Below are 20,641 nucleotides of genomic sequence, written 5' to 3'. Positions count from 1 at the left end.
CGGATGCCCGGGCGTCGGTGCCCGGGCGTCGGTGCTCGGGCTCAGCCCTTGCTGACCATCGAGCGCAGGAAGAAGCGCAGGTTCGCCGGCTTCTCCGCCAGACGGCGCATGAAGTAGCCGTACCAGTCGGTGCCGTAGGCCGTGTAGACGCGCATGCGGTGGCCTTCGGCGGCCAGCCGCAGGTGCTCCTCCCCGCGGATGCCGTAGAGCATCTGGAACTCGTACTCGTCGGGCTTGCGTCCGGCGGTGCGGGCCAGTTCCTGGGTGATGGAGATCAGGCGCGGGTCGTGGGACCCGATCATCGGGTACCCCTCGCCCTCCATCAGCGTCCGCAGGATGCGCACGTACGCCTTGTCGATCTCGTGCTTGTGCTGGTGGGCGACCTCTGCGGGCTCCTTGTAGGCGCCCTTCACCAACCGTACGCGACTGCCGTTCGCGGCGAGGCGGCGCGCGTCCTCCTGCGTGCGGAAGAGGTAGGCCTGGATGACGCAGCCGGTCTGCGGGAAGTCCCCGCGCAGCTCGTCGTGGATGGCGAACATCGAGTCGAGGGTGGTGTGGTCCTCGGCGTCGAGGGTGACCGTGGTACCGATCGCGGCGGCGGCCTCGACGACCGGGCGGACGTTGGCGAGCGCGAGGTCGTGGCCGCCGGGGAGCGCCTGGCCGAACATCGACAGCTTCACCGACATCTCGGCGCGGGCACCGAGCTCCAGCGGGCCGAGCCGGCCGATGAGCTCCAGGTAGGCGTCGCGCGCGGCGGTGGCCTGCTCGGGAGTGGTGATGTCCTCGCCGACGACGTCCATCGTCAGCTCCAGGCCGTTGCCGGTGAGCTCCTCGATGACGGGCAGGATCTCGTCCACGGTCTCACCGGGGATGAAGCGGTCGACGACCTGCTTGGTCACCGGGGCCGCCGAGACGAGGCGACGCATACGGTCGCTGCGCGAGGCGGCGAGAATCACGGGACCCAGCACGGGGCACCTCCACAAGCTGCGAAATGGCCGCGTCCCGACGCTTCGGGTACGGCACGGAGAACCACCGTGAAACCTAGGGATCCATCCGATCGTGGGCCATCGACAGCTGTCACGCATCCGCACCGCCGATCTCAGACAGATGTATGAAGGCGGCGCGGTTCTGCGGGACAATGCCGGGGTGACGTCGGAACACAGGGATGACTACCAGGAGCTGGTGGACGAGATCTCGGAGCTGCTCGGCGCTCCGGCGACCCTGGAGAACCGTGACTTCGAGCTGCTCGCCTTCGGCGCGTACGACAGCGAGGGCGAGCTCGACCCGTCCGTCCTCGACCCGGTGCGCACCCGCTCGATCCTCACCCGCCGTTCGACGGCCGCCGTCCGGGCGTGGTTCGAGGGGTTCGGCATCACCCGCGCGACGGGCCCGGTCCGTATTCCGCGCACTCCGGAGGCGGGTGTGCACCGGGGCCGGGTCTGTCTGCCGGTACGTCATCGGGGCGTCGTCCTCGGCTATGTCTGGCTGCTCGACTACGAGCCGGGCCCCTCCGAGGAGCAGCTGGGCGCGGCGATGGGGGTGACCGCCCGGATCGGGGCGCTGCTCGCCGACGAGGCGCAGCACGGTGCCGACCTGACCCGCGAGCTGCGGGCGGTGCTCGGCGCGGAGCGCGACGGGCAGCGCGATCTGGCGGTCGCCGAGCTGCGCGGCGCCCTGGGCGGCCGCGCCGACGGCCCGTACACGCTGGTGTGCGTGGCCCCGTGGCCCTCCGCCGGTCCCGAGGAGGCCCCGTCGGTGCGTACGGTGCCGGGCGCCACGGCCCTGTGCACCCTGCCGTGGGGCGCCTCGGACGTGTCGCTGGCCCTGCTGCTGCGGCTGCGTGCCCCGGACGTGCTGACCCCGGCGACGGCGGCCGCCGCCCGGCTGCTCGAGCGGACCCGCGCGAGCGGCCCCGGACACCGGCCCGCCGCGCCGGGGACGACTGTCGCGACCGCCTCGGCCGCCGGGATCGCCACGCCCCGCTCCGGCCTCGTCGGCCTGTCCACCGCCTGGGGCGAGGCGTCGGCGGCGGCCCGCGCGGCCCTGGCCGAGCCCCGCCTCGGCCCGGTCGCGCGCTGGTCCTCGATCGGCCCCTACCGGCTCCTGACCGCGCTGCCCCGCCGGGCCGCCCCCGACCCCGCCGTCGGCCCCCTGCTCCTCCCGGTGCACCGGGAACTCGCCCGGACCGCCGAGACCTACCTCGACCATGCGGGCCAGGCCGGCCGTACGGCCGCCGAGCTGGGCGTCCACCGCCAGACCCTGTACTACCGCCTGTCCCGCATCGAACAGATCACGGGCCTGGACCTGGACGACGGCGAGAACCGGCTGCTGCTGCACATGGCCCTCAAGGGTGCGCGGCTGTAGGGCGGCTCCACGAAAGGCGCCGGGGGACCGAGCGGTCTCGGCCCCCCGGCGCCTTCGAACAGCCGGACCGGACGTGTCAGACGAGCTCCACCGAGCGGGCCGACGTGGCGCCGATCTCCGCCGCGAGCTCGGCCAGGACCGCGGAGGGCACCGTGTCGTCGACGGTCAGGACGGCCAGGGCCTCGCCGCCGGCCGCGGCGCGCGCGACCTGCATGCCGGCGATGTTGATGCCGGCCTCGCCGAAGACCCGGCCCACGGTGCCGACGACACCGGGGCGGTCCTCGTAGCGCAGCACGGCCATGTGGTCCGCGAGCGCGAGGTCCACGTCGTACTCGCCGACCGCGACGATCTTCTGGACGTTCTTGTGACCGGCCAGCGTGCCGGAGACCGCGATCTCCTCGCCGTCGGCCAGGGTGCCGCGCACCGTGACGACGTTGCGGTGGTCGGCGGACTCGGAGCTGGTGGTCAGCCGGACCTCGACACCCCGCTCCTGGGCGAACAGCGGCGCGTTCACGTAGGACACCGTCTCGTCGACGACGTCCTCGAAGACGCCCTTGAGCGCGGAGAGTTCGAGCACCTTCACGTCGTGCTGGGTGATCTCGCCGTACACCTCGACGTCGAGACGGACGGCGACCTCGCCGGCCAGCGCCGTGAAGATCCGGCCGAGGCGCTCGGCGAGCGGCAGGCCCGGCTTGACGTCCTCGGCGATGACGCCGCCCTGCACGTTCACCGCGTCCGGGACCAGCTCGCCGGCGAGCGCGAGGCGCACCGAGCGGGCGACGGCGATGCCGGCCTTCTCCTGGGCCTCGTCGGTGGACGCGCCGAGGTGCGGGGTGCAGACGACCTGGTCGAACTCGAAGAGCGGGGAGTCCGTGCAGGGCTCCTTCGCGTACACGTCCAGGCCGGCGCCGGCGACGCGGCCCTCCTTGAGCGCCGCGTACAGCGCCTCCTCGTCGACGATGCCGCCGCGCGCGGCGTTGATGACGCGCACGCTCGGCTTGACCTTGCGCAGCGCCTCGTCGCCGATCAGGCCGAGCGTCTCGGGGGTCTTGGGCAGGTGGACGGTGATGAAGTCGGAGACCTCGAGCAGCTCGTCCAGCGACAGCACCTTGACACCCATCTGCGCGGCCCGGGCGGGCTGCACGTAGGGGTCGTAGGCGACGACCTTCATGCCGAAGGCGGACATGCGCTGCGCGACGAGGGCGCCGATCCGCCCCAGACCCACGACTCCGAGGGTCTTCTCGGCGAGCTCGACGCCCGTGTACTTGCTGCGCTTCCACTCGTGGTTCTTCAACGCGGCGTTGGCCTGCGGAATGTTGCGCGCGGTGGCGATGACCAGACCGCACGCGAGTTCCGCGGCGGTCACGATGTTCGAGGTGGGCGCGTTGACCACCATCACACCGGCCTTGGTGGCGGCGGAGACGTCGACGTTGTCCAGGCCGACGCCGGCCCGCGCGACGACCTTGAGCTTCTTCGCGGCGGCGATGGCCTCGGCGTCGACCTTGGTGGCCGAGCGAATCAGGATCGCGTCCACGTCGGCGATGGCCGGCAGCAGTTCGGCGCGGTCCGCTCCGTTGCAGTGGCGGATCTCGAAGTCCGGGCCGAGCGCGTCCACGGTCGCGGGCGACAGTTCTTCGGCGATGAGTACGACAGGTTTCGAGCTCACGTGAGTCCTCACATGTCCAATGCGGACGGCCGTCCCGACGGCCGCATGCGGTGAAGAAGTGCTAGCCGCGTGGAAGACGCACGACGCTGTGGGCCTGACGCGTATGTAGTGCAGCAGTCTAGTGGCGCCGAGGGCGTCGTCTTACGCCGCTTCGGAAGGATCACCCGTCCGTGGCAGGACGGGACGGACAACGCCGTACCACCGACGTTACCCCGGGTTCGGCCGGGGCCGGAGCGCGTCGCCCCGGCCCCGCCCGTGCGGCTCACGCCTCTTCGTCGACCCAGCTCATGAGCTTGCGCAGCTCCTTGCCGGTGGTCTCCAGCAGGTGCTCGCTGTCCTGCTTCTTGTACTCGTTGTACTTCTTCAGACCGCCGTGGTACTCGTCCATCCACTGCTGTGCGAAGGTGCCGTCCTGGATCTCGGCGAGGACCTTCTTCATCTCGGCCTTGGTGGCGTCGGTGATGATCCGCGGGCCGGTGACGTAGTCGCCCCACTCGGCGGTCTCGGAGATCGACCAGCGCATCTTCTCCAGGCCGCCCTCGTACATGAGGTCGACGATCAGCTTCAGCTCGTGCAGGCACTCGAAGTAGGCGATCTCCGGCTGGTAGCCGGCCTCGGTCAGGGTCTCGAAGCCCGCCTTGACCAGCGCCGCGGTGCCACCGCAGAGGACGGCCTGCTCACCGAACAGGTCGGTCTCGGTCTCCTCGGTGAAGGTCGTCTTGATGACGCCGGCGCGGGTGCCGCCGATGCCCTTCGCGTACGACAGGGCCAGCGCGAAGCCGTCTCCCGTGGCGTCCTGCTCGACGGCGGCGATGCAGGGAACGCCGCGGCCCTCCTCGTACTGACGGCGCACCAGGTGGCCCGGGCCCTTCGGGGCGACCATGCAGACGTCCACGCCGGCCGGGGGCTTGATGAACCCGTAGCGGATGTTCAGGCCGTGGCCGAAGAACAGGGCGTCGCCGTCCTTCAGGTTGTCCTTGATGTGCTCCTCGTAGACCTGGGCCTGGATCGGGTCCGGGACGAGGATCATGATGACGTCGGCCTCGGCGGCGGCCTCGGACGGGCCCACCACCCGCAGGCCCTGCTCCTCTGCCCCGGCCCTGGACTTCGAGCCCTCGTGCAGACCGACGCGCACGTCGACGCCGGAGTCGCGCAGCGACAGGGCGTGGGCGTGGCCCTGGCTGCCGTAACCGATGACCGCGACCTTGCGGCCCTGGATGATGGACAGGTCGGCGTCGGCGTCGTAGAACAGCTCGGCCACTTTGGGTTCTCTCCTTGTGTGCAGGTGTCGCGTCCCACCGTATGACGGTGGAGGGAGGGGAAGGTTCGGAGTCTCGGAATACGGGCGGCCGGAGTGTCGCCGACCGCCCGCTTCCGTCTTACGCCGACCGGTCGAGTGCGCGCAGCGATCGGTCGGTGATCGAACGGGCGCCGCGTCCGATCGCGATCGTGCCGGACTGGACCAGTTCCTTGATGCCGAACGGTTCCAGCATCTTCAGCATGGCGGACAGCTTGTCGCTGCTGCCGGTGGCCTCGATGGTCACGGCCTCCGGGGAGACGTCCACGGTCTTGGCCCGGAAGAGCTGGACGATCTCGACGATCTGGGAACGCGTCTCGTTGTCGGCGCGCACCTTCACCAGAACGAGTTCGCGCTGAACGGCCTGCCCGGGTTCGAGCTCGACGATCTTCAGCACGTTGACGAGCTTGTTGAGCTGCTTGGTCACCTGCTCCAGCGGGAACTCGTCGACGCTCACCACGATGGTGATGCGGGAGATGTCGGGGTGCTCGGTGACGCCGACCGCGAGCGAGTCGATGTTGAAGCCGCGGCGGGAGAACAGCGCGGCGATCCGGGCCAGGATGCCGGGGGTGTTCTCCACCAGGACGGAGAGCGTGTGCTTGGACATGTCGGGTTTCCTCTTCGCTCTTCCCGGCTCAGTCGTCTTCGTTGTCGCCGAAGTCGGGACGGACGTCGCGGGCGGCCATGATCTCGTCGTTGGAGGTGCCGGCGGCGACCATCGGCCACACCATGGCGTCCTGGTGGACGATGAAGTCCACGACGACCGGGCGGTCGTTGATCGAGTTCGCCTCCTCGATGACCTTGTCGAGGTCCGCCGGGTCCTCGCAGCGGATCGCGTAGCAGCCCATGGCCTCCGACAGCTTGACGAAGTCGGGGACCCGGGTGCCGGCGCTCCGCTCGGTGCCGGGACCCACCGCCGAGCCGCTCCCCAGGTCGGTGGGGGCACGGCCCGCCTCGATGGGGCCGGAGTGCAGCACGGTGTTGGAGTAGCGCTGGTTGTAGAACAGGGTCTGCCACTGGCGGACCATCCCGAGGGCGCCGTTGTTGATGACGGCGACCTTGATCGGGATGTTGTTCAGGGCGCAGGTGGTGAGTTCCTGGTTGGTCATCTGGAAGCAGCCGTCGCCGTCGATCGCCCAGACGGCCCGGCCGGGCTGTCCGGCCTTGGCACCCATGGCCGCCGGGACGGCGTAGCCCATGGTTCCGGCGCCGCCGGAGTTCAGCCAGGTGGCGGGCTTCTCGTACTGGACGAAGTGGGCCGCCCACATCTGGTGCTGGCCGACGCCGGCGGCGAAGATCGTGCCCTCGGGGGCCAGCTGTCCGATGCGCTCGATGACCTGCTGCGGGGAGAGCGAACCGTCCTCGGGCTGGTCGTAGCCCAGGGGGTAGGTGTCGCGCCAGCGGCTCAGGTCCTTCCACCAGGCGGTGTAGTCGCCCCGGTGGCCCTCCGCGTGTTCCTTCTGGACGGCCTGGACGAGGTCGGCCAAGACCTCGCGGGCGTCCCCGACGATCGGCACGTCGGCGGCCCGGTTCTTGCCGATCTCGGCCGGGTCGATGTCGGCGTGGACGACCTTGGCGTACGGGGCGAAGCTGTCCAGCTTGCCGGTGACGCGGTCGTCGAAGCGGGCGCCGAGGGCGACGATCAGGTCGGCCTTCTGCAACGCGGTGACGGCGGTGACCGCACCGTGCATGCCCGGCATTCCCACGTGCAGCGGGTGGCTGTCGGGGAATGCGCCGAGCCCCATCAGGGTGGTGGTGACGGGCGCTCCGGTGAGTTCCGCGAGGACCTTCAGCTCGGCCGTGGCCCGGGCCTTGATGACGCCGCCGCCGACGTAGAGGACCGGCCGCTTCGCGGAGGTGATGAGCTTGGCGGCCTCGCGGATCTGCTTGGCGTGCGGCTTGGTGACGGGCCGGTAGCCGGGCAGGTCCATGGTGGGCGGCCAGGAGAAGGTGGTCCGCGCCTGGAGGGCGTCCTTGGCGATGTCCACGAGCACCGGGCCGGGGCGGCCGGTGGCGGCGATGTGGAAGGCCTCGGCGATCACCCGCGGGATGTCCTCGGCCTTGGTGACCAGGAAGTTGTGCTTGGTGATCGGCATGGTGATGCCGACGATGTCCGCCTCCTGGAAGGCGTCCGTGCCGATCGCCTTGGAGGCGACCTGACCGGTGATCGCGACCAGTGGCACGGAGTCCATGTGCGCGTCGGCGATCGGGGTGACCAGGTTGGTGGCGCCCGGGCCCGAGGTCGCCATGCAGACGCCGACCTTGCCGGTGGCCTGCGCGTACCCGGTGGCCGCGTGGCCCGCGCCCTGCTCGTGCCGGACCAGGACGTGGCGCACCCGCATGGAGTCCATCAGCGGGTCGTAGGCGGGAAGGATCGCACCGCCGGGAATGCCGAATACCGTGTCGGCGCCGACCTCCTCGAGCGAGCGGATGAGGGATTGCGCGCCCGTCACGCTCTCGGGGGCGGACTGCTGTCCTCCGGATCGGGGCCGCGGCTGCGGGTGGGCCCCGGTGGCCTGCTCGGTCATCGGCTTCTCTTCTCGATGCTGAGGGTTTTTGCGAGGTTCGCGCGGTGTGCGCGGGCGGTGCGACGGGCGCTGGTGCAACAAAAAACCCCTCGTGCCATGAGGCAAGCGAGGGGAGCGCGTCGGGCGGGGGCGTTGAGCAGGCGATGCTCAGCGTCGGCCGACGCGCTGTCCAAGTACGAGAATTCGGGTGCGCATGGCACTGACCTTCCCCCCGGCGCGCACCGACTGTCAAGTGGGTGGGACGGGAGTCTCATCATGTGAGCGCAGGACCGCACCGGCGCGGAGCACCGAGGCGACCCCCGAGGCGTACCCTCCCGAGCCTCCGGAACCGCCGGAACCGCTGCCCGCGTACACGGGTTCGGCCGGTCCGTGCGGCACCGGACAGCGGCCGGTGCCGAGTGCTCTGCGCAGCCGGTACTCGTCCAGCGGTCCGGAGAAGGCCATGCCCTGACCGTGCGTGCATCCCATCGCGCGCAGGGCGACGACCTGTTCGGGCAGGTCCACCCCGTCGGCCACGGACTGCATGCCCAGGTCCCCGGCGATCCGCAGCAGCCCACTGGTGATCTTGTACAGCCGCGCGGACTCGACCACGCCCTCGACCAGGCTGCGGTCGAGTTTCAGTACGTCGACGGGAAGGCGTCTGAGGGCGGGGATCGCCGCGCAGCCACCGCCGAAGCCGTCCAGGGCGATCCGGACGCCGACCCGCTTGAGTGCGGCCAGCCGGCGCTCCAGCTCGTCCAGGCAGACCCGCGGGTCGGTCTCGGCCACCTCGACGACCAGTGAGCCGAAGGGCAGTCCGTGCCGGGTGAGCAGGGCCTCGATGGAGCCGAGCGGCAGCGAGCGGTCGAGGAGCCGGCGGGCACCGACCCGGACCGCCACGGGCACCGCCACGCCTGTCGCCTGCCGTTCGGCGGCCTGCTCCACGGCCTCCTCGAGCAGCCAGCGGCCCAGTTCGGCGGTCTTCTCGCTGTCCTCGGCGACGCGCAGGAACTCCGCGGGGGTGAGGAGCGCGCCCTGCGAGGAGCGCCAACGCGCCTGGGCGCAGACCGAGGTGATCCTGCCGTCCTGGAGGGACACCACCGGCTGGTGCAGCAGTGCGAACTCGCCGTCGTGCAGCGCGGCGCGCAGCCGGGTGGCCAGCTCCGCCCGGCGGACGACGTCCTGCTGCATCTGCGGCCGGTAGAGCTCCACCCGGCCCTTTCCGCCGGCCTTGGCCCGGTACATGGCGAGGTCCGCGTTGCGCAGCAACTCGCCCGCGCCGAGCGACGGTTCGGCGAAGGCGACACCGATGGAGGCGTTGACCCGGACATCGTTGCCGTCGATGAGGTAGGGCTGGGAGAGGGTCACCCTGAGACGGTCGGCGAGCTCCAGGATGTGCCGCTCGCGGGCCTCCCGGTCGCGGGCGCCGTCGCCCACGATCAGGGCGGCGAACTCGTCGCCGCCCAGCCGGGAGGCGGTGTCGCCCTTGCGGACCGCGTCCCGGAGTCTGCGGGCGGCGTGGATCAGCAGTTCGTCGCCGGCCTGGTGGCCGATGGTGTCGTTGACGGCCTTGAAGCCGTCGAGGTCGATGAAGAGCACGGCCGTGCCTCTGAGGGCGGCGCCCCGGTCGGAGGCCCGACGGCCGGAGAGGGCCTGCTGGACGCGCCGGGTGAACAGGGAGCGGTTGGGCAGGTCGGTGAGCGGGTCGTGCTCGGCGTTGTGCTGGAGCTGCGCCTGGAGCCGCACGCGCTCGGTGACGTCCCGGCTGTTGAAGATGAGGCCGCCGTGGTGCCGGTTGACGGTCGATTCCACGTTCAGCCAGCCGTCGTCACCGGAGCGGAACCGGCACTCGATGCGCGTGGTGGGTTCCTCTGCCGGACCGGCGGCGAGGAACCGGCGCACCTCGTGCACGACGCAGTCCAGGTCCTCGGGGTGGATGAGCTGCGCCAGTTCCGTCCCCACCAGGTCCTCCGCGGGGCGGCCGTACACGCCGGCGGCGGCCGGGGAGACGTAGCGGAGGATGCCGCTCGGCGCTGCGATCATGATGACGTCGCTGGACCCCTGCACCAGGGAGCGGAAGTGGTTCTCCTTGTGGGCCAGTTCCTGGGTGAGGGTGATGTTGTCCAGCAGCATGATGCCCTGGCGCACGACGAGCGCGAGCACCACGGTGCCACCGGTGAACAGGACCACGCGGTCGACGCTGCGGCCGTTGAGGACGGTGTAGAGGATCCCCAGGGTGCACACCGCGGCGGCGAGGTACGGCGCGAGCGCGCCGAGGGAGCCGGCGAGGGGCCGGGAGACCGGATACCGCCCGCGCTCGCCACCGGGCGCGGCCGGATGCCGAAGGTTCTGGTGGTGGGAGTACGGGTGGCGGGGGTACGGGTGGCGGGAGTACGGGTGGCGGGGGTACGGGTGGTGGGGGTACGGGTGGTGGGCCGTGTCATGAGCCGTCCCGTGGGCCGCGTGGTGCCCCGGATCGCCGGTGTCCCGGGGTCCGTTCGCCCGGGGGTCCGGTCCGCCGCGCGGTCCGGGCAGGTGCTCGCGCACCACGCGCGTGTGCCCCTCCTCGTCGGGCCGGCCGCCCCGGCGACTGCTCCAGGGTGCGTACGCCAGGAGCAGTGAGCCGGCGAACCAGCCCGCGTCGAGCAGTTGTCCCGAGCGGTAGGTGTCGTGCAGCAGCGGGGAGGTGAACAGGGCGTCGCACATCACGGTGAGCGCGAGCGCGCCGATCGCGGTGTTGACCGCGGACCGGTTGACCGCCGACCGCCGGAAGTGCAGTGCCAGCACCATGCTGACCAGGGCGATGTCGAGCAGCGGATACGCCAGGGACAGCGCGGTGTGCGCCACGTCCTCGCCCCCGGCCTGCGCGGTCCGGGCGAGTGCGAGGCTCCACGCGAGCGTGAGCAGGGAGCCGCCGATCAACCAGGCGTCCAGGCCCAGGCAGACCCAGCCGGCCTTGGTCACGGGCCGTTTGGCGAGCACCAGCAGCCCCACGATGGCGGGCGGCGCGAAGCACAGGAAGAACAGGTCGGCGTAGCTGGGGCTGGGCACGGGGAGTCCGAGGACGACCTCGTACCACCCCCAGACGAGGTTGCCGAGGGAGGCCATGGCGGAGGAGATGCCGAACAGCAGCCAGGCGGGCCGGAAGCGGATGCGGGGGCCGCGCGCGTACAGGATGCAGGAGACGGCGGCCGCGGCCGCCGCGGCGCTCAGTCCGAAATCACCCATGATCAGCGCGAGCCGGTCCGATCCCCAGCCGAAGGCCGCCCCGATCGCGTAGGCCGCGCAGACGACGGCGAGGACGAGCTGCGGCAGCAGCCCCTGCGGACGGGCCACGGCCGGCGGGCCGGGCAGCAGCGCTTCCGGGGCGGGGTGGGCCCGCCCCGCCCCGTCGAGTGTGGTCGTGGCGGCCGGCGCGCTCACCGGCTCCTCCCGGGGCGGTCGCCGCTGCGGGCGGGGTGAGCGCGGGTGCGGTGACCGCCGTGGTGGCCCCGGCTGCGCGCGGTCGTGCGCCAGGGTCGCCGGCGGCGGCTCAATCGCGTCGGATCGCTTGTCCATAGGCCGTACATCGCCCGTCGCCCCCCTCACAGTCTGCAATGCCAATCCCCCGCGCCGGTCGGTCAGCGGCGCTGCCCCTGTCGGGACGATACACCAGTCTCGTCACTCAGGGACATAGCTTCTCTACGCTCTGTGACGATCACCTGATATATGGGTACCCACCGCATCCGAAAAAACGCGGACGGTGCTCGAAGTGGACTACAGGTCTGCCGCCTCGGTCACCAGGATCACGTTGCGAAGCTCTTCCCGGTTCAGGAACCGGTTCAACTGGTCCACCAGCAGCCGCTCGGCGCGTGGCCGGAACGCGGAGGTGGGTCCGCCGACGTGCGGGCTGATGAGAACGCCCGGCGCCCGCCACAGGGGATGCTCCGAAGGAAGCGGTTCGGGATCGGTCACGTCGAGGGCCGCGGTGATACGGCCGCTCTCCACCTCGGTGAGCAGGGCCGAGGTGTCGACGACGGGCCCCCGGGCCACGTTGACGAGCAGCGCGCCGTCCTTCATCCGGGCCAGGAAACCGGCGTCCACGAGGTGGCGGGTGGCCTCCGTGAGCGGGGTGGAGAGAACGACGACGTCCGCCTCGGGCAGCAGCGCGGGCAGTTCGGCGAACGGATGCACCGGGCCGCGCGCCGTGGTGCGTGCGGAGCGCGCGACGCGCGCCACCCGCGCGAGCTCGAACGGAACGAGCCGGTCCTCGATGGCCGCGCCGATCGCTCCGTAGCCCACGATGAGCACGTTCCGGTCGGCGAGCGCGGGCCGGAATCCGCCGAGCCACTCCCCCTTGTCCTGCGCCCGCACGAAGTCGGGCAGGCCGCGCAGCGAGGCGAGGATCAGGGCGAGCGCCAGCTCCGCCGTGCTCGCCTCGTGCACGCCGCGCGCGTTGCACAGCCGTACGCCGGGGCCCACGTGGCGCAGGCCCGGCTGGACGTGGTCGACGCCGGCGGACAGGGTCTGCACGACCTCGACCGAGCTCATCAGCGGCAGCGGGCGCACCCCGACGTCGCCGGGCTTCATGTACGGCACGACGTAGAACGCGCAGTCGGCCGGGTCCGCCGGGTACTCCTGCGCGCCCTCCCAGAAGTGGTACTCCGGCCCCTCGGGAAGGCCCTCGATCTCGTCCGGCGGGATGGGAAGCCATATGTCAGCAGTCATGCAGCGGAGGCTACGTCAGGGGTCCGCGACGCCAGAGGTTAGGTTGGGTTCCGGGAAAGGGAGGGTCACGACCAGGTGGAGCGCAGGACGATCGGCACGGCGGCGCTCGCGGTGGGGGCGGTCGGACTCGGGTGCATGCCGATGAGCTGGGCCTACAGCACCTCGCGGCAGCGCGGCGAGGACTCGCTCAGGGCGGTGCACCGGGCGCTGGACCTGGGGTCGACGCTGCTGGACACGGCCGACATGTACGGGCCGTTCACCAACGAGCTGTTGCTGGGGCGGGTGCTGAAGGAGCGGCGCGGTGACGCCTTCGTGTCGACGAAGGTGGGCCTGTTGGTGGGCGACCAGCACATCGTGGCCAACGGCCGCCCCGGGTACGTGAGAAGGGCCTGCGACGCCTCGCTGCGCCGGTTGCAGACCGACGTCATCGACCTGTACCAGCTGCACCGGGCGGACCCGGAGATCCCCGTCGAGGAGACCTGGGGCGCGATGGCGGAGCTCGTACGGGCCGGAAAGGTACGGGCGTTGGGGCTCTGCGCGGTCGGTGCGCGGTCCGCGCGGCGGCCGGGGGCGCGGTTGCACGACGCGACGGTCCGGCAGCTGGAGCGGGTGCAGCAGGTCTTCCCGGTGAGCGCCGTGGAGGCGGAGCTGTCGGTGTGGTCGCCGGAGGCGCGGGAGGCGCTGCTGCCGTGGTGCGCGGCGCGCGGTGTGGGTTTCCTGGCCGCGATGCCGCTGGGCAACGGCTTCCTGACCGGCACGCTGACGCCCGGCGGGGGGTTCGAGGCGGACGATCTGCGGGCCCGGCATCCCCGTTTCACCGCCGAGATGATGGCCGCGAACCAGCCGATCGTGGTCGGCCTGCGCCGTGTCGCCCGCCGGCACGGCGAGGAGGTCACCCCGGCGCAGGTCGCCCTGGCCTGGGTGCTGGCCCAGGGCCGGCAGGTGATCCCGGTGCCGGGCAGCAAGCGGGAGCGGTGGGTCGCCGAGAACGCGGGGGCGGCGGGCCTGCGGCTGACGGAGGCCGACCTGGCGGAGATCGCGGACCTGCCCGCGGCCCAGGGGTCGTGGGACTGAGACGCAGGCCCGCGGGAGCGGGACCGGACGTCGCGGGCGTTCGGCCCACGGGCGCGGAACCGGGAGGGGGACCGCCGGGCCGGGTCCGTGGGACCGGAACCCGGGGCGCGGCCGGTCGGGTCGGTCGTGACGGGTTGGTCGTGAGGGGCGGGCCCCGGGGGACCTGGGCCGTCGGGCCGGGACCCGTGGAGGCGGGCCCCGGGCCCCGGGGGCGCGGGGCCCGGGAGGCGCGGGGCCCGGGAGGCGCGGGCCCCGGGGGCGCAGGGCCCGGAAGGCTCAGGACCCCGGGTCCCGTGGAGGCGGGTTCCGGGGCCCTGGGCTGTCGGGCCGGGACCCGTGGGATCCGGGCCGGGATCGGACGGCGGTCGGCGGTTCGGTCTCCCGTGATCGGGAACTTGTGGGGCGCGGGCGGTGTATGACAGGGAGAACCCGCCGCGTCGAAGGGACGACATCGTGCACCATCGAGCCGTTACGGCCGTGCTGGCCACCGCCGCGCTCCTGCTGACGGCCGGCTGTTCCTCCGACGACGGGGGATCGCCGGGCGGAGACGACCGTTCCTCCCCGGGCAGCACGGCGGGGCGGTCCGCGTCCCCGGAGAGCAGAGCCGAGGAGACACCGCCCGCGAAGGGCTCGGCGAAGGTGCTCCGTACGGTCGCCACGGACCTGCGCTCCCCCTGGGGGCTCGCGCCCCTGGCCGACGGCGATCTGCTGGTGTCGTCGCGTGACGATGCCACGATCAGCCGGGTCGACGCAGAGACGGGCGAGACCTCGGAGCTGGGCGAGGTGCCCGGGGTGTCGCCGTCCGGCGAGGGCGGTCTGCTCGGCATCGCGCTCTCCCCCGACTACGCCTCGGACCGCATGGTCTACGCCTACTTCACCTCGGCCTCGGACAATCGCATCGTCCGCATGATCCACGACGAGGACAAGCCCGAGGGCGAGCGGCTGGGCGCCCCGGACACGGTGCTGCGCGGCATCCCCAAGGGAGTGGTCCACAACGGCGGCCGGATCGCGTTCGGACCGGACCGGATGCTGTACGTGGGCACGGGCGAGAGCGGTGACACCGGCCTCTCCCAGGACGAGAAGTCGCTGGGCGGCAAGATCCTGCGGCTGACCCCGGAGGGCGAGCCGGCTCCGGGCAACCCGCTCCCCGACTCCGCGGTGTACTCACTGGGCCACCGCAATGTGCAGGGCCTCGCCTGGGACTCCAGGCAGCGGCTGTTCGCTTCGGAGTTCGGCCAGAACACCTGGGACGAACTGAACGCGATCGAGCCCGGTGACAACTACGGCTGGCCCGAGGCCGAGGGCACGTCCGACGAGGGCGGCTTCCACGATCCGATCGCCCAGTGGAGCACGGACGAGGCCTCCCCCAGCGGCATCGCGTACGCAGAGGGGTCGGTCTGGATGGCGGGCCTGCGCGGGGAGCGCCTGTGGCGGATCCCGCTCAAGGGCACGGAGGTCTCGGCGGACCCGCAGGCCTTCCTGGAGGGCGAGTACGGGCGGCTGCGCACGGTGGCCGCGGCGGGCGGCGACAAGCTGTGGCTGGTCACCAGCAACACGGACGGCCGCGGCGACCCGGGCGGCGAGGACGACCGCATCCTGGAGGTCCAGGTGAGCTAGGCCCTGTCGTCCGGTGCCGGTTCGGAGCCCGGTTCCGCTTCGGGGTCCGGTTCCGCTTCGGGGTGCTCCGGTGACGGGCGTACGAGGACCTTTCCGGACGCGAGGTCGATCGGCCCGCGTCCGGGACCGGCGTCGCCGGTGTCCTCCCGGATCGGTCCGAGCCGGTTCTGTTCCTCCCGGGTGTGCTTGCGGCCGGGAGCGAACAGTTCCTCGAAGGCGTTGGCCATCGTTCCCCTTCCGGAGGCGTGCGGGCGTGCCGCCCGTTGTCCCGCCGCGGACCGGTCCCCGGCCGGGGGTCGCGAACGGCCCCGGGTGAGGGGCGACCGCCGCTGCCTCGCCCGCGCCCTGGGCGGTTGCCGGGGCCTTGGACACGGATGAGGGGGCCCGGTCCGGAACTGCCCGGAGCTCCCGGTGCCTGCCGGGGGACCGCGGCGGCTCAACCGGCGGCGGGCAGCCCCAGCAGGACGTCGGTGTACTTGAGTACGGCGAACAGCAGCCCGATGGCGCCGAGTGCGACACCGGCCCAGGCGACCGACTTGATCCAGGGCTCCTGCGCGGCGCCGGGCGTCCCGAACGCGGGCCGGACGAGCACCGCCACGCCGACGATCAGCGCGGTGAGCGCGAACAGGCCGCCCCACAGTGCGCTGGTCTGCCAGGCGTCGCCGTAGACCTCCTTGATCTGGACGGCGACGGTCGAGTCCGCGGCGGTCTCCAGCTGGCCGACCAGGGTCTCGCGGGCGGAGGCCACCGTGCCGAGCCAGCTGCCGGTGAGCGAGACGACGCCCAGTCCGGCGGAGACGACGGCCGCGGCACCCTGTCCGACCCCGGTGGCGCCTCGGGGCCCCGGCTTAGAGGCCGGTTCCGTCTCCGGTTCCGTTCCCGGCTCCGTGGCGCCGTCGTCGACCGCGTCTGCGTCAGCGACCGCCCCGGCCCCGGCCCCGGTGCCGCTCCTGTCCGCGCTGGTGTCCGCGCTGTCGTCCTCGGCCTTGGCCGCTTCCCCGGTCCCGGTCTTGGTTCCCATGGGACGCACCGTACGGACGCTCTCTGAGAAGTCCCTTAATGATCGCTGTGCGCCGCGCGCGCCGTCCGCCACTCGGGGGCCAGCACCGACCACACCTCCAGGTCGTGCCGTACCCCGTGGTGGAGATGGGACGCGCGCCGTACCCCGTCCCGGGTCATGCCGAGCCGGCGGGCGGTGTTCAGGCTGGGCTCGTTGCCGGCGGCGGCGACCCACTCCACGCGGTGGATGCCCCGCTGCTCGATCACCCAGTCGATCAGCACCCGCATGGCGCGCGTGACGAGCCCGCGCCCGGTGGCGGCCGGCTCCAGCCAGCAGCCGACCTCGCAGGTGCCGCCTGCGGCGTCGAAGTTCAGCGTGAGCACCCCGCCCACGAGCGTGCCGTCCAGCCACAGGCCGTGCAGCGCGGCCGTGTCGGCGGCGCGGAAGTCGGCGTACCGCTGGAGGGCCTCCCGCGCGGTGGGCACGTCGACGGCCTTGGAGCCGAAGGGGACGTACCGGTTGATGAATTCCCGGCCCCGCTCCAGGTGAGCGAGGAACTCCTCCGCGTGCCAGGGCTCCAGGGGACGCAGTTCGGCTCCGTCGTCACCCAGTCGTATCGCGTACATCCGTCTGCCCTTCCTCCCTGGCGAACACGTCCTCCACCTCGGCGTCGGTGGCAGCGGCCAGCCTCTCATGGGCGGCGCGGCTCTCCGGCGGTTCGATGCTGATGCGCGGCAGGATCCGGTCCAGCCGGGCGGGCAGCCACCAGTTGGCACCGCCGAGCAGATGCATGAGCGCGGGGACGAGCAGGGTGCGCAGCACGAAGGCGTCGAGGGCGACGGCGGCGGCGAGCGCGATGCCGAACATCGCTATGACGCGGTCGCCGGTCAGGACGAAGGCGAGGAAGACCGAGATCATGATCACGGCCGCGGAGTTGATCACCCGGCCGGTCTCGGCGAGGCCGACCCGTACCGCGCGCCGGTTGTCCCCGGTCTCCAGCCATTCCTCGTACATCCGGCTGACCAGGAAGACCTGGTAGTCCATGGAGAGCCCGAAGAGGACCGACACCATGATCACGGGCAGGAAGGGCTCTATGGGCCCCCCGCTGCCGAGGCCCAGCAGTTCGCTGCCCCAGCCCCACTGGAAGATCGCCACGACCACGCCGAAGGCGGCGGCGACGGCGGCCACGTTCATCGCGGCGGCCTTGAGGGGTATGACGGCGGACCGGAAGGCGAGCAGGAGCAGCAGACACCCCAGGCCGACGACGACCCCGACGAACAGGGGCAGCTTGTCGACGATGACCTCGGCGAAGTCGTCGTAGCCGGCCGTCATGCCGCCGACCCGCACGTCGAGGGCGGTGCCGGCCTCGGCGCGCGGCAGTACGTCCTCGCGCAGCCGGTCGACGAGGTCGCTGGTCCGCTTCGACTGCGGGGAGGACTCCGGTACGACGGTGAGGTACGCGGTACCGCCGTCGGCGCTGTGGACCACCGGCCCGACGTTCGCGACGCCCTCGGTCTCGCGCAGGGCGGGGCCGAGCGTGTCCAGGGCGAGCCGGTCGGCGGCGCCGTCGACCTCGGTCACGAGGGTGAGGGGGCCGTTGACGCCTGGTCCGAATCCGTCGGCGAGGAGGTCGTAGGCCTGGCGGGTGGTGGAGGTCTTCGGGTCGTTTCCCTGGTCGGAGGTGCCGAGGTGGAGGGAGGAGGTGGGCAGCGCCAGCACCGCCATGACGGCCAGGGCGAGCACCCCGAGCAGCTTGGGCCTGCGTTCCACGAACGCCGCCCAGCGTGCGGCGAAGCCGGTCGGCGGTTCCGGCTGCGGGCCGGCCTCGGCCAGTCGGCGCCGTTCGCGGCGGCTGAGGGCGCGCATGCCGATGAGCGACAGCAGCGCGGGCAACAGGGTGACCGAGGCGGCGACGGTCAGCAGCACGGTGAGTGAGGCCGCGACGGCGACGCCGTTGAGGAAGTTCAGCCGGAGGATCAGCATGCCCAGCAGGGCGATGCACACGGTGGCCCCCGCGAACACGACCGCGCGTCCGGTGGTGGCGACGGCGTCGGTGGCGGCCTCGGCGACGGACAGCCCGCGCTTCAGTCCGCGCCGGTGCCTGGTCACGATGAACAGCGCGTAGTCGATGCCGACGCCGAGTCCGATCAGCATGCCCAGCATGGGCGCGAAGTCGGCGACGGTCATGACATGCCCGAGCAGCACGATCGAGGCGTACGCGGTACCGACGCCGACCAGCGCCGTGGCGATGGGCAGCAGCGAGGCGGCGAGCGAGCCGAAGGCGAGGAAGAGGACGACGGCGGCGACGGCCACTCCGACGATCTCCGCGAGGTGTCCCTCCGGTGCCCCGGTCAGCGCGGCGGCGCTGCCGCCCAGTTCCACCTGGAGTCCGTCGGTCCGGGCGGCCTCGGCCGCGTCGAGCACGGCCGCCGCCTCGGCCTCGTCGATGTCCTTGGCCAGGTCGTCGTAGGTGACGGTGGCGTAGGCGGTACGGCCGTCGGCGCTGATCCCGCCGGTGCCGTCGTCCCCGTAGGGGCCGGCCACGGCGGCGATGCCGGGCAGGTCCGCCATCCGGTCCAGGGTGCGGGTCATGCTCTGTTCGACGCCGGAGTCCCGGACGCTGCCGGACGGTGTGTGCCAGACCACGGTGTCGCTGTCGCCCGACAGGGCCGGGAAGCCCTCGCGCAGCAGTTCGGTGGCGTGCCCGGACTCGGTGCCGGGCACCTTGTAGTCGTTCGAGTACGCGTTTCCGGTCGCGAAGGCTCCCGCCGCCACCCCGCCGAGGGCGAGGAGCCACAGCAGGACGGTGATCAGTCGGCGTCGGACACACCAGCGTGCGAGGGCTGCCACGAATCGTGCTCCCAGAGTGACGTGCGGCGGTTCTTTGACCAGGAACAGCCATGGATGACCGAATGGCCCGCAAAGAACGCATGAGCAATGAAGTGCACTATTCCAGCGATAAATGATCCATTGTGGCGTTCGTGTTCTTGTTCACAGTTCGCAGGTCAGTCGAACTGGTCCCCCAGCGCCATCACCATCAGCCCCGCGATCAGCAGCCACAGCGCCCTGCGGGTCCGTCCGCGCGAGCCCAGGACGGCGGCGAGTGCGCAGGCGCCGGCGCCGCAGGCGTAGGCCACCGGCACGAGGACCGGGGTGGAGCCGGTGAGGCGGAGCAGCGCCGCCGCCGTCCCGGCCAGGGCGAGCACGGTCCCGGTACCGACCGCGGTCCACCGGGCCCGCCGGGCGGCCCGGAGGGCGTCGGCGCCCTGCTCCGCGTCTTCGGCCTCTTCGACGTGAGTGTCCGGGGGCGGGTCGGAGTCGGTGCGTCCACTCATGGCGCGGGAGCGTAGCGCCCCCGGCCCGGAAACCGGGATGCGGGGGCGTGCGGTCGCCTGTTAGCGTCCGTCGGTCCGATGCTCCGCGGCAGCCCGCCGCCCCGGCCGAAGCAGGTGCTCCGATGACGGTCCGCCCGATCTCCGACGCAGCCCTTTCCCCTTGCACGGACCCGAGGAGCCCGTTCACCGATGTCGGACATCACATCGCACACCCCGCACGACGACCTCGCTAGCCGCCTGACGCTGCCCCGGTACCCGCGCAGCAGCACCTACGACGCCCGCTGGACCGTCGAGAACACGATGGGCCCGCACGCGCTGTGGCTGCTGGAGTGGCTCGCCCCGGCCCTCGGCCCCGACACCCTGCGCCCCGGCGCCCGTGTGCTCGACCTGGGCTGCGGACGCGCCATGACGTCCGTCTTCCTGGCCAGGGAGTACGACGTCCAGGTCACCGCGGCCGACCTGTGGGTCAGGCCCGAGGAGAACGCGCGCCGTATCGCCGGAGCGGGCGTCTCCGACCGGGTGCTTCCGGTCCTCGCCGAGGCGCACGACCTGCCCTTCGGCGACGAGAGCTTCGACGCGATCGTCTCCATCGACGCGTACCAGTACTTCGGCACCGACGATCTGTATCTGCCGTCGCTGACCCGGCTGCTGAAGCCGGGCGGGCGGATCGGTGTCGTCGTCCCGGCGATGCGCGAGGAGGGCGGGGGCATCGAGCCGCCGGAGCACCTGAAGCCCTTCTGGGACCCCGCGTTCTGGTGCTTCCACACCCCCGCCTGGTGGCGTCGCCACTGGACCCGCAGCGCGGCCGTGGAGGTCGAGACGGCCGACTGGCTGCCGGACGGCTGGCGGGAGTGGCTGCTCTGGTGCGACGTCGTCGCCGAGGAGAGCACGGAGGAGTTCCACGTGCGGTCGAGCCGTGAGAACGCGCGGATGCTGCGCGTGGACGAGGGCCGCGCGCTGGGCTTCGCCCGGGTGGTGGGACGCCGTTTCTGACCGCGTGGGACGTGCGGCGCCGACCGCCTGGAACGCCTGCCCCGTGCGGGAGCCGGCCGCATGAAGGAGGGGGACGCGTCG

The 20,641-nt window shown here is 72.1% G+C and carries 16 protein-coding genes; 4 read left to right on the top strand and 12 right to left on the bottom strand.

All coding sequences use genetic code 11. From position 1 onward, the window contains the following. Window positions 1–41: 41 nt before the first annotated feature. Window positions 42–968, bottom strand: coding sequence for a proline dehydrogenase family protein (locus ORI94_RS09535; protein WP_266073966.1), 927 nt, complete (start codon window positions 966–968; stop codon window positions 42–44). A gap of 139 nt (window positions 969–1,107) precedes the next feature. Here ORI94_RS09535 and ORI94_RS09530 point away from each other — a divergent pair, with 139 nt between their 5' ends. Next, on the top strand, window positions 1,108–2,364 hold the full coding sequence (locus ORI94_RS09530; protein WP_266074142.1) for a PucR family transcriptional regulator: 1,257 nt from the start codon (window positions 1,108–1,110) through the stop codon (window positions 2,362–2,364). Window positions 2,365–2,440: 76 nt separating this feature from the next. On the opposite strand, the gene serA is transcribed toward ORI94_RS09530, so the two are convergent. The 6 genes from serA to ORI94_RS09500 all read right to left on the bottom strand — a co-directional run bounded on the left by serA (window position 2,441) and on the right by ORI94_RS09500 (window position 12,541). Continuing rightward, complete coding sequence (gene serA / locus ORI94_RS09525; RefSeq protein WP_266073965.1) at window positions 2,441–4,030, bottom strand: phosphoglycerate dehydrogenase; 1,590 nt, start codon at window positions 4,028–4,030, stop codon at window positions 2,441–2,443. 262 nt (window positions 4,031–4,292) lie between these two features. Continuing rightward, window positions 4,293–5,291, bottom strand: coding sequence for a ketol-acid reductoisomerase (gene ilvC, locus ORI94_RS09520; RefSeq protein ID WP_266073964.1), 999 nt, complete (start codon window positions 5,289–5,291; stop codon window positions 4,293–4,295). Between the two features lie 118 nt (window positions 5,292–5,409). Then, complete coding sequence (gene ilvN / locus ORI94_RS09515; RefSeq protein ID WP_042167943.1) at window positions 5,410–5,934, bottom strand: acetolactate synthase small subunit; 525 nt, start codon at window positions 5,932–5,934, stop codon at window positions 5,410–5,412. Window positions 5,935–5,962: 28 nt separating this feature from the next. Further along, entirely contained in the window at window positions 5,963–7,855 is a 1,893-nt protein-coding gene (locus ORI94_RS09510) for an acetolactate synthase large subunit (protein WP_266073962.1), read from the bottom strand. Window positions 7,856–8,083: 228 nt separating this feature from the next. Then, window positions 8,084–11,257, bottom strand: coding sequence for a putative bifunctional diguanylate cyclase/phosphodiesterase (locus ORI94_RS09505; protein ID WP_266073961.1), 3,174 nt, complete (start codon window positions 11,255–11,257; stop codon window positions 8,084–8,086). Between the two features lie 333 nt (window positions 11,258–11,590). After that, window positions 11,591–12,541, bottom strand: coding sequence for a 2-hydroxyacid dehydrogenase (locus ORI94_RS09500; RefSeq protein WP_266073959.1), 951 nt, complete (start codon window positions 12,539–12,541; stop codon window positions 11,591–11,593). Window positions 12,542–12,616: 75 nt separating this feature from the next. Between ORI94_RS09500 and ORI94_RS09495 the strand changes: the two genes are divergently transcribed. Continuing rightward, complete coding sequence (locus ORI94_RS09495) at window positions 12,617–13,615, top strand: aldo/keto reductase (protein WP_266073958.1); 999 nt, start codon at window positions 12,617–12,619, stop codon at window positions 13,613–13,615. 453 nt (window positions 13,616–14,068) lie between these two features. Then, on the top strand, window positions 14,069–15,232 hold the full coding sequence (locus ORI94_RS09490; protein ID WP_266073956.1) for a PQQ-dependent sugar dehydrogenase: 1,164 nt from the start codon (window positions 14,069–14,071) through the stop codon (window positions 15,230–15,232). Here ORI94_RS09490 and ORI94_RS09485 read toward each other — a convergent pair. From ORI94_RS09485 to ORI94_RS09465, 5 genes are all read right to left on the bottom strand, one after another. Next, window positions 15,229–15,459 carry a DUF6191 domain-containing protein gene (locus ORI94_RS09485; protein WP_266073954.1) on the bottom strand — a complete coding sequence of 77 codons (231 nt, stop codon included), beginning with the start codon at window positions 15,457–15,459 and terminating at the stop codon, window positions 15,229–15,231. The genes ORI94_RS09490 and ORI94_RS09485 overlap by 4 nt on opposite strands. Before the next feature lie 209 nt (window positions 15,460–15,668). Continuing rightward, complete coding sequence (locus ORI94_RS09480; protein WP_266073953.1) at window positions 15,669–16,253, bottom strand: hypothetical protein; 585 nt, start codon at window positions 16,251–16,253, stop codon at window positions 15,669–15,671. A 35-nt stretch (window positions 16,254–16,288) separates the two neighbouring features. Further along, the gene (locus tag ORI94_RS09475) at window positions 16,289–16,858 is read right to left on the bottom strand and encodes a GNAT family N-acetyltransferase (RefSeq protein ID WP_042167928.1); all 570 of its coding nucleotides are present in this window, start codon (window positions 16,856–16,858) and stop codon (window positions 16,289–16,291) included. Continuing rightward, window positions 16,836–19,082, bottom strand: coding sequence for an MMPL family transporter (locus tag ORI94_RS09470; RefSeq protein ID WP_266073951.1), 2,247 nt, complete (start codon window positions 19,080–19,082; stop codon window positions 16,836–16,838). Before ORI94_RS09470 ends, ORI94_RS09475 begins: the two co-directional genes overlap by 23 nt. 155 nt (window positions 19,083–19,237) lie before the next feature. Then, window positions 19,238–19,567, bottom strand: a complete 330-nt coding sequence (locus ORI94_RS09465; protein ID WP_042167924.1) for a hypothetical protein — start codon at window positions 19,565–19,567, stop codon at window positions 19,238–19,240. Between the two features lie 189 nt (window positions 19,568–19,756). Here ORI94_RS09465 and ORI94_RS09460 point away from each other — a divergent pair, with 189 nt between their 5' ends. Then, a complete protein-coding gene (locus ORI94_RS09460) occupies window positions 19,757–20,560 on the top strand; it encodes an SAM-dependent methyltransferase (protein WP_266073950.1) in 804 nt (267 codons plus the stop codon). Window positions 20,561–20,641 lie beyond the last annotated feature (81 nt).

The sequence above is a fragment of the Streptomyces sp. NEAU-W12 genome, assembly GCF_026242095.1.
Classification (GTDB): domain Bacteria; phylum Actinomycetota; class Actinomycetes; order Streptomycetales; family Streptomycetaceae; genus Streptomyces.
The sequence above is the reverse complement of the archived record's forward strand: the minus strand, read 5'-3'. Positions and strand labels throughout refer to the sequence as shown.

Coding starts and splice junctions, on each gene's coding strand:
- ORI94_RS09530 (WP_266074142.1), top strand. CDS start 1,108: ATGTATGAAGGCGGCGCGGTTCTGCGGGACAATGCCGGGGTGACGTCG.
- ilvN (WP_042167943.1), bottom strand. CDS start 5,934: ATGTCCAAGCACACGCTCTCCGTCCTGGTGGAGAACACCCCCGGCATC.
- ORI94_RS09510 (WP_266073962.1), bottom strand. CDS start 7,855: ATGACCGAGCAGGCCACCGGGGCCCACCCGCAGCCGCGGCCCCGATCC.
- ORI94_RS09500 (WP_266073959.1), bottom strand. CDS start 12,541: ATGACTGCTGACATATGGCTTCCCATCCCGCCGGACGAGATCGAGGGC.
- ORI94_RS09485 (WP_266073954.1), bottom strand. CDS start 15,459: ATGGCCAACGCCTTCGAGGAACTGTTCGCTCCCGGCCGCAAGCACACC.
- ORI94_RS09480 (WP_266073953.1), bottom strand. CDS start 16,253: ATGGGAACCAAGACCGGGACCGGGGAAGCGGCCAAGGCCGAGGACGAC.
- ORI94_RS09475 (WP_042167928.1), bottom strand. CDS start 16,858: ATGTACGCGATACGACTGGGTGACGACGGAGCCGAACTGCGTCCCCTG.
- ORI94_RS09465 (WP_042167924.1), bottom strand. CDS start 19,567: ATGAGTGGACGCACCGACTCCGACCCGCCCCCGGACACTCACGTCGAA.
- ORI94_RS09460 (WP_266073950.1), top strand. CDS start 19,757: ATGTCGGACATCACATCGCACACCCCGCACGACGACCTCGCTAGCCGC.